The sequence below is a fragment of the Jatrophihabitans sp. genome, assembly GCF_051960575.1.
GTDB lineage: Bacteria > Actinomycetota > Actinomycetes > Mycobacteriales > Jatrophihabitantaceae > JBQCEE01.
On record NZ_JBQCEE010000172.1, the window covers coordinates 1 to 8468 of the forward strand.

At 72.8% G+C, this 8468-nt stretch carries 8 protein-coding genes; 2 read left to right on the forward strand and 6 right to left on the reverse strand.

What is annotated here, in order from left to right; all coding sequences use genetic code 11:
* The 3 genes from ACTHMS_RS09895 to ACTHMS_RS09905 form a co-directional block, all read right to left on the reverse strand.
* Positions 1-184: helix-turn-helix domain-containing protein (locus ACTHMS_RS09895; protein ID WP_440306493.1), on the reverse strand; the 184-nt coding region annotated here is incomplete at its 3' end.
* Positions 185-196: 12 nt separating this feature from the next.
* Positions 197-658, reverse strand: a complete 462-nt coding sequence (locus ACTHMS_RS09900) for an SRPBCC family protein (protein WP_440306494.1) — start codon at positions 656-658, stop codon at positions 197-199.
* Between the two features lie 85 nt (positions 659-743).
* Complete coding sequence (locus ACTHMS_RS09905; protein ID WP_440306495.1) at positions 744-2219, reverse strand: cation:proton antiporter domain-containing protein; 1476 nt, start codon at positions 2217-2219, stop codon at positions 744-746.
* Positions 2220-2618: 399 nt separating this feature from the next.
* Between ACTHMS_RS09905 and ACTHMS_RS09910 the strand changes: the two genes are divergently transcribed.
* Positions 2619-3401 (forward strand): hypothetical protein, encoded by a 783-nt coding sequence (locus tag ACTHMS_RS09910; protein ID WP_440306496.1) that lies wholly within the window; start codon positions 2619-2621, stop codon positions 3399-3401.
* Between the two features lie 17 nt (positions 3402-3418).
* Entirely contained in the window at positions 3419-3877 is a 459-nt protein-coding gene (locus tag ACTHMS_RS09915; RefSeq protein WP_440306497.1) for a tRNA (cytidine(34)-2'-O)-methyltransferase, read from the forward strand.
* A gap of 23 nt (positions 3878-3900) precedes the next feature.
* On the opposite strand, the gene meaB is transcribed toward ACTHMS_RS09915, so the two are convergent.
* The 3 genes from meaB to ACTHMS_RS09930 form a co-directional block, all read right to left on the reverse strand.
* Positions 3901-4860, reverse strand: a complete 960-nt coding sequence (gene meaB, locus ACTHMS_RS09920; protein ID WP_440306498.1) for a methylmalonyl Co-A mutase-associated GTPase MeaB — start codon at positions 4858-4860, stop codon at positions 3901-3903.
* Between the two features lie 69 nt (positions 4861-4929).
* The gene (gene scpA, locus ACTHMS_RS09925; RefSeq protein WP_440306499.1) at positions 4930-7077 is read right to left on the reverse strand and encodes a methylmalonyl-CoA mutase; all 2148 of its coding nucleotides are present in this window, start codon (positions 7075-7077) and stop codon (positions 4930-4932) included.
* A partial coding sequence (locus ACTHMS_RS09930; RefSeq protein WP_440306500.1) for a methylmalonyl-CoA mutase family protein occupies positions 7074-8468 on the reverse strand: 1395 nt, incomplete at its 5' end. The genes scpA and ACTHMS_RS09930, both read right to left, overlap by 4 nt.

Sequence of the window (8468 nt, forward strand, 5' to 3'; positions counted from 1 at the left end):
CCTGCTTGAGCACGCCGAGATGCTGGCTGACCGCCTGCTGGGACAGGGTGACCCGGGCGGCGATGTGGCCGGCCGGCAGCTCGTCGTGCCGCACGAGCCGCAGGATCTCGCGCCGGTGCGGGTCGGCGAGCGCCCGCAGCACCGCGTCCGGCGCTGCGGGCACCCGCTCGTCCGTCGCCGTCATGGCCTCAGCCTGTCAGGACCCGAACGGCGTGCCCACCCCGGTGCGGGCCCACGTGTCGATGCTGGCCAGGAAGTGCGTCCAGCCGGCGAAGCAGTCGTCCCAGCACACGAGCGTCGGCGTGAGACCGCGGTGCCGGAAGCGCAGCTCGGTGCCCTCGGCCGTCGGCGACAGGTCGAACTCGATGGTGGTGCCCGCCCACTCGGCGGTGTGCTGGGTGCCGCGCCCGTCGGCGAGGTCGATCGACTGCCACACCACCCGTTCGAGATCGCGCTGCAGCACCCGCACCGCGTTCACCCCGTACTTGCCGAAGGCGACGGCGAGGGTGCCGCCGACCTCGGCGTCCCCCGTCGCCGGGCCCCACCAGGCGCTGACGCCCTCGGGTGAGGCGAAGAGCTCGGCCGCGCGCTGCGGCGGCACGGGCAGCTGCAGCACGGCGGTGTAGTCGTCGGTATGGGTGTCGGTCGAGATGGACATCGCTGCTCCTTTACAAGATCTTGCTTGTACAAGTGGACAGCGGTGAACGTACGCGCGTCGGTGCGCGGGGTCAACCCCACGACGTTCAGCCCTCGGTGCCGAGTGCGCGCGACTCGGCGAAGATCCGGCCGGCGGTGTCGGGGTCCGTCGTCAGCGCGAGCACCTCGTCGCCGGCGGCCAGCCGCGTCTCGCCCCGCACCTGCACGAGCCGTCCCCCGCGGTTGATGAGCGAGATCCAGAACTCCTCGCCCACGGGCAGCTCGGCGACCGTGGCACCGTCGGCCGGCGACCCGACCGCCACGCGGTAGCGCTGCAGGCCCTGCGGCTCGTCCTGGAAGCGCAGGCCCAGGGCCCACGGCTCGGGTTCGACCACCCGCATCGGCACCCTGCCCCACCGCGCGACGAGCGGCACGAGGCCGCCCTGCACCACCACGTTGACCAGCACCACCACGAAGATCACGTCGTAGATGCGCTGCGCGTCGGTGACGCCCTCGGCGAGCACGTAGGTGCCGAGCAGGATCGGCACGGCGCCCTTGAGCCCGGCCCAGAGGACGAAGACGCGCTCGCCGCGCGCCATGCGGATGGGCAGGGTCACGAGGCCGACGAGCACCGGCCGCACCACGAGAGCGAGCAGCACGGCGAGGCCGAGACCGGCGTCGAGCCGGTCGACGTGCCACAGCGACCCGAGGTGGATCGACAGGCCGAGCACGACGAACGCGACGATCTCGGCCAGCCCGGCGGCCGCCCCGGCGAACCGCTCGATCTCGCGCTGGTAGGGGGCGCGCTCGTCGCCGACCAGGATGCCGGCGACGAAGACCGCGAGGAAGCCGGAGCCGTCGAGCGACGCCGCGGCCCCGTAGAGCGCGAGCGCGAAGGCGATCGTCTGCACGGGGTAGAGCGCCTCGCTCGGCAGCGCGACGCGGCGCATCACCTGCAGCAGCAGCCAGCCGCCGACGACCCCGACGACGCCGCCGAGCACCAGTTGCAGCGCGAACTCGCCGATGCCGTGCCCGACGGCCGACCAGCCCGAGCCGGACGCGACGAGCAGGCTCACCATCAGCGCGATGCCCACCGGATCGTTGGCGCCGGACTCGCCCTCGAGCAGGGTGCCGCTGCGGCCGGAGATCTCGCGCCGGCCCAGCACCGAGAAGACGACCGCGGGATCGGTCGGCGCCAGCGCGGTGCCGAGCAGCAGCGCCGCGCGCCACGGGAAGTCGAACAGCGTGTGCGCCAGCAGCGCGAGCCCGCCGGCCGTCACCAGTGTGCCGGCGACGCCGATCCACACGATGCCGCCGATGCTGCCGCGGATGCGGTCGACCCCGATGTGCATGCCGCCGTCGAAGAGGATGAGCACGAGCGCGACCGTGACGATGCGCTGGTCGATCGTGATCGACAGGCCGCCGAGCCGCGGGGCGATGTCGGACGCGACCGCCGCGGCCACCAGGAAGAGCGCCGGTGCCGGCACCCGCAGCAGCCCGGCGAGCCGCTGCGACGCGATGGCCGCGAGCAGCGCTGCCGAGAGCAGCAGCAGCGTGACGGCGTAGGGGACGAGGTCGTGCACGGGGCTCCTCGGGTCGCGGTCGGGGCATGGCCGTGGCCACCGCCGACCAGACTTCCCGGCACACCGGCGTCCAGCCTAGTGACCGCACCTGTGGCGCGCGGTCACGGCCTGCGTCACACCGGGTGAGACCGGTCGCGCACCCGGGAAGGACAGTGACGAACGCGGCCGACCGTCTCTACCCCAGGCGGAAGCCGCTCCGACCCCAGGAGCGACAGATGATCGTCACTTCGCTGACCGAACGCGTGAAGGGCTCGCTCATCTCCGTGAGCGCGAGCCTCGTCGTGGCCGTGCTGTACGTGCAGGCCGCGGCGGAGCGTCGGACCGCCACCCGCTGACCTCGTCCCGTCCGGCCGTCGGCCGGACGGACCGTTGCGCCGCGCCCATCGCGTCCAGCGGGGCATGAGGCTCCTGCGTCCGCTCGCCGTCGTGCTGCTCGGCGCGACGCTCGCCGCCTGCTCGTCCGCGCCGACCGCCGTGGTGTCGCCGCGCAGTTCCGCGCCGCCTGCAGTGCCGACGGATCGCGTCGTCTTCCGCATCACCGAGTGCTGCGGTTTCATCGGCCCACCGGAGAACTACTTCGAGCAGCAGGCGAGATGGACCGTCTACGGCGACGGCACCGTGCTCGCGGCGGCACCCGTGTCCGCCGGCGCCGCGTGGCGGGTGACCCGCACGCAGGTGGGTCGCGCACAGGTGCAGCGCTGGATCGACGCGGCCGAACGCTCGGGAATCTTCGTCGGCAGGCCCGACCTCGGCATGCCGACGGTCGCCGACGTCGGGCGCACCCTGATCAGTTTCCGTGCAGACGCCGCACCGCCGCGCGAGGTCGACGTCTACGCGCTCGGCCTCGACCGCGGCCTGACCGGCGCGCAGCTCGCCGCACGTCGGGCGCTGACCGCGCTGGTGCACGACATCGGCACGGCCGCGCAGCGTGCGCCCGAGCCGTACCCGGTCGACCGCGTCAGCGTGCTGCGCGTGCAGTGGGGCGACGACAGCGGCCGCGCACCGGCGTGGACCGGCCCCCTGCCGGCGGTGGGGCGGTGCGTCATGCTCGCAGGCCAAGCGGCGACGAGGGCCTACCTCGCGGCCCTGCACGATCCCGGCGCACGCTGGCGCGTCGGCGCGCACACCCTGACGCTGGTGGTGCGTGCCGTCGTGCCCGGCGCCCCGGCGTGCGCCGCCTGACATGACACCCTGACCGGGTGCTCCACATCGTCTTCCTGACGCCGTGCATCCCCGCGAACACCGGCAACGCGATCCGGATGGTCGCCTGCACCGGGGCCCACCTGCACCTCGTCGAGCCGCTCGGGTTCAGCTTCGCGGACGCGCAACTGCGGCGCGCCGGCCTCGACTACCACGACCTCGCGGTCGTCACCGTGCACCCCGACCTGGACGCCCTCTGGGCCGCGTTGCCCGGCCGGCGCGCGTTCGCGTTCACGGCACGGGCGACGACCGAGTTCGCGCGGATCGCCTACCGCGACGAGGACGTGCTGGTCTTCGGCCCCGAACCCACCGGCCTGTCCGACGAGGTGCTGGCCGACCCGCACATCACGGGTCTCGTCCGCATCCCGATGCTGCCCGGCCGCCGCTCGCTCAACCTCTCGAACGCCGCCGCCGTGGCGGCCTACGAGGCCTGGCGCCAGCTCGGCTACCGCTCCTGAGCTCGCCCCGCCAGGGGTGTCGTTCAGAGGGCGTCGAGGATGCGGGTGGCGGCCTGGTCGGGCGTCTGCTCGCCGGCCCGCACGTCGGCCTCGGCCGCGCGGACCACGGCGCGCACCTCGGGAGTGTCGAGGCGGGCGAGCAGGCGGTCGCGCACCATCGCCCGCGTCCAGTCGACGAGTTGTTCGCGGCGCTTGGCGTCGAGGCCGCCGTGGGTGTCCCACCAGGTGCGGTGGCGGCCGATCTGGCGCCACACCTCGTCCAGGTTGATGTTGTTGAGGCCGCTGCAGGTGATCACCGGCGCCTGCCAGTTGTCGGCCTCGCCGCGCAGCAGCCGCAGCGCGCCGGACAGCTCGCGCGCGGCGCGCCGCGACTCGTCCTCGTGCTGCTCGTCGGCCTTGTTCACCGCGATCACGTCGGCGAGCTCGAGGATGCCCCGCTTCATGCCCTGCAGCGAGTCGCCGGTGCGGGCCAGCGTGAGGAACAGGAACGTGTCGACCATGTCGGCGACGACGTACTCGCTCTGCCCGACGCCCACCGTCTCGATGAGCACGACGTCGTAGCCCGCCGCCTCCATCACCAGCATCGTCTCGCGGGTCGCCTTCGCGACGCCGCCGAGCGTGCCGGCCGACGGTGACGGTCGGACGAACGCGTGCTGCTCGACGGCGAGGCGGGCCATGCGGGTCTTGTCGCCGAGGATCGACCCGCCCGTGCGGCCCGAACTCGGGTCGACGGCGAGTACCGCGACCCGGTGCCCCTCGGCGATCAGGTTGACGCCGAACTGGTCGATGAACGTCGACTTGCCGACCCCGGGCACGCCGGAGATGCCGATGCGCACGGACTTCCCGGTGTGCGGCAGCAGGTCACGCAACAGCTGTTGAGCCTGCTCGCGGTGGTCGGTGCGCTTGCTCTCGACGAGGGTGATCGCCCGCGCCACCGCGGCCCGCTGTCCCGCGAGCACCCCCTCGACCAGCGCAGAAGCCATCTTGTCCCCCGCCGCAGTCATTTCCGGACGCCCGGGACGACTGGGGCTGGGGACAAGCGGCATTCCAGGTCAGGCAAGGGCCTTGTCCAGGGTCGCGAGCAGGTCCTTCGCGGCCTCGGCGATCACCGTGCCCGGCGGGAAGATCGCGGCGGCGCCGGCCTCGCGGAGGGCGTCGAAGTCCTGCGGCGGGATGACCCCACCGACGACGATGAGGATGTCCGGACGCCCCTGGGCGGCCAGCTCCTCCTTCAGCGCCGGCACCAGGGTCAGGTGCCCCGCGGCGAGCGAGTTGACGCCGACGATGTGCACGTCGGCCTCGATCGCCTGCCGCGCCACCTCCGTCGGCGTCTGGAACAGCGGGCCGACGTCGACGTCGAAGCCGAGGTCGGCGAAGGCCGTGGCGATCACCTTCTGCCCGCGGTCGTGGCCGTCCTGGCCCATCTTGGCGACGAGGATGCGCGGGCGGCGGCCGTGGTCGTCCTCGAACTGCTGCGTCAGCTGCCGCACCTCGTCGATGTTCGACACCGACCCCGCCTCCTCGCGGTAGACGCCCGAGATCGTGCGGATGGTGGCCTGATGGCGTCCGTAGACCTTCTCGAGGGCGTCGCTGATCTCGCCGACCGTGGCCTTCGCGCGGGCCGCGTCGATGGCGAGCGCGAGCAGGTTCGCCTCGAGCCCCGGACGCTTGTCGGCGGCCGCGTTCGTCAGCGCGGTCAGCGCCCGCTCGACGTCACCGGGGTCGCGCTCCTCGCGCAGCCGCTGCAGCGTCTCGGTCTGCTCGCGCCGCACCGCCGTGTTGTCGATCTTGAGGACGTCGAGCATGTCCTCCTGCTCGAGGCGGTACTTGTTCACGCCGATCACCGGCTGGCGACCGGAGTCGATGCGGGCCTGCGTCCGGGCCGCGGCCTCCTCGATGCGCATCTTCGGCAGGCCGGCGTCGATCGCCCTCGCCATGCCGCCGGCGGCCTCGACCTCCTGGATGTGGCCCCACGCGCGGCGGGCGAGGTCGTAGGTGAGCCGCTCGACGTAGGCCGAGCCGCCCCACGGGTCGATGACGCGCGTCGTGCCCGACTCCTGCTGCAACACCAGCTGCGTGTTGCGGGCGATGCGCGCCGAGAAGTCGGTGGGCAGGGCCAACGCCTCGTCCAGTGCGTTCGTGTGCAGCGACTGGGTGTGCCCCTGCGTCGCGGCCATCGCCTCGATGCACGTGCGGATCACGTTGTTGAAGACGTCCTGCGCGGTCAGCGACCAACCGGACGTCTGCGAGTGCGTGCGCAGCGACAGCGACTTGTCGCTCTTCGGCGCGAACTGCTTCACCAGCTTCGCCCAGAGCAGCCGGCCCGCGCGCAGCTTCGCGACCTCCATGAAGAAGTTCATGCCGATCGCCCAGAAGAACGACAGCCGCGGCGCGAACGCGTCGATGTCGAGACCGGCGGCGAGGCCCGCGCGGATGTACTCGACGCCGTCGGCCAGCGTGTAGGCGAGCTCGAGGTCGGCCGTCGCCCCGGCCTCCTGGATGTGGTAGCCGGAGATCGAGATCGAGTTGAACTTCGGCATGCGCTGCGAGGTGTACTCGAAGATGTCGCTGATGATCCGCATGCTCGGCGACGGCGGGTAGATGTAGGTGTTGCGGACCATGAATTCCTTGAGGATGTCGTTCTGGATGGTCCCCGTGAGCTGCTCCGGCGTCACCCCCTGCTCCTCGGCCGCGACGACGTAGAGCGCCAGGACGGGCAGCACCGCGCCGTTCATCGTCATCGACACCGACATGCGGTCGAGCGGGATGCCGTCGAAGAGCTGCCGCATGTCGTAGATCGAGTCGATCGCGACACCGGCCATGCCGACGTCGCCGATCACGCGCGGGTTGTCGCTGTCGTAACCGCGGTGGGTGGGCAGGTCGAACGCGATGGACAGGCCCTTCTGGCCGTTCGCCAGGTTGCGCCGGTAGAAGGCGTTCGACTCGGCGGCGGTGGAGAAGCCGGCGTACTGGCGGATCGTCCACGGCTGGTTGACGTACATCGTCGGGTACGGCCCGCGCAGGAACGGCGCCTTGCCCGGGTAGGTGGCGAGGAAGTCGAGACCGTCGAGGTCGGCCGCCGTGGAGAGCGGCGGCACGGTGATGCCCTCGGGCGTCTCCCACGCGGCCGCGTCGGTGTGGCGACCGCCTGCTGCGACCGAGTCACCGAGCTCGGCGGACGAGAAGTCGGGGATGCTCACGAGACCTCCAACAGGCTCAACGTCTGTTGCAGCACGGCGAGTGCGTCGCAACCGGCGTAGAGGGTTCCGTCGACACCGGCGTGGTCACCCTTGCCGGCGAGCCAGACGAAGCCGGCGCCGGCGGCGTGCAGGGCTTCGGCCGCCGCCGCGGCCTCGTCGGCATAGACCTTGTCCGACGAGCACAGGCACACAACAGGCGTTGCACCGTCGTACGCGTCCGCCGGCCCCGTGACGCACTCGATGCCCGCTGCCTGGAACAGGTTGGCGGCGAAGCCGGCGCGTGCGCTGTGCGCCGCGAGCGGACCGAGCGTCGCCAGATACACCGTCGGACGCACCGCGGCAGCGTCCGTCCGGTCGCGCAGCGCCTCGAACTCGGCCGCCCACCGCACACCCGGCAGCGGACCCTCCTCGACCATCGCCGGCAACGGTTCGCGCACGACGGGCGCCTCGGCCACGAAGGCGTACTCGCTCACGCCGGTGATCGGCGCGCGGCGGTGGGCGATGTCGTCGGCGCGCTTCGCACGGGTCGCGGCGATCAGCTCGGACAGGTGGCCCGAGTCGAGCGCGGCGAGCGCGCCGCCCGCCGCCTCGATCGCGGTGAAGCGCTGCCAGGCCGCCTGCGCGAGCGACTCGGTGAACGACTCGACGAACCACGACCCGCCGGCGGGGTCGAGCACCCGCGCGAGCGACGACTCGTCGTGCAGCACCGACTGCGTGTTGCGGGCGATGCGGCGGCCGAAGTCGTCGGGGATGCCGAGCGCGCTGTCGAACGGCAGCACCGTGATCGCGTCCGCCCCGCCGACGGCACCGGCGAAGCACGCGATGGTCGTGCGCAGCAGGTTCACCCACGGGTCGCGCTGCGTCAGCATCGCGGCCGAGGTGACCGCGTGCTGCCACTGGCCGCGGCGGTCGTCCGCGGCACCGGACAGTTCGGCGACGCGGTCCCACACCCGTCGGGCCGCGCGCAGCTTGGCGATGGACGCGAACTGGTCGGCCGTGACGGCGAAGCGGAACTCGAGGCGGGCGAGGGCGTCGTCGACGCTCCAGCCGCCGTCGACGAGCGCGCGCAGGTACGCAACGCCGACCGCGGTGGCGATGGCGATCTCGTCGGCGTCGCTCGCGCCGGCCGCGTGGTAGACCGTCGCGTCGACCGTGGCGAGCCGCAGGTCGACGGCCTCGCGCGCCTGCTCGCCCAGGGCGAGCAACAGCCCGAGGTCGGCCGCCGCACCGGTCCGGGCGCGCAGCCCGATCGGGTCGGCGCCGAACGTGCCGCGCAGCTCGCCGGCGGCCACACCCCGCCGCCCCCCCAGCTCGAACAAACCCGCCGCCGCCGCCGCCGAGTCCGCCCCCCCGGCCCTCGCCATCCGCGCGAGGTCGAGGTAGACACCCAC